This is a genomic window from Candidatus Binatia bacterium (assembly GCA_023150935.1).
Taxonomy (GTDB): domain Bacteria; phylum Desulfobacterota; class Binatia; order HRBIN30; family HRBIN30; genus JAKLJW01.
In genome coordinates, this window is record JAKLJW010000182.1 from 246 (window position 1) to 520 (window position 275).

Consider the following 275-nt stretch of genomic DNA (forward strand, 5'->3'; position numbering starts at 1 on the left):
CCTGATCGGGCCGCGCCGGTTCCTGGAACGGCTCTGGGATCTGGTGGGCCAGTGCGAGCGCCGGACCCTGACGGGCGAGGAGATCCATCGCGACATCGTGGTCAAGTGGAACGCCACCAAGAAGAAGGTGACCCGCGACCTCGAGACCCTCGGCTACAACACCGCCATCGCGGCGATGATGGAGCTGCTGAACGCGATGCGCGACAGCAACTGCTCGGAGCGGCAGATCGTCAAGGACTTGGTGATCATGGTGGCGCCGTTCGCGCCGCACTTTG

The 275-nt window shown here is 65.1% G+C and carries 1 protein-coding gene; it reads left to right on the plus strand.

The features are described 5' to 3' along the window. The coding region (locus L6Q96_23635; protein ID MCK6557537.1) for a leucine--tRNA ligase at window positions 1-275 on the plus strand (275 nt) is incomplete at both ends.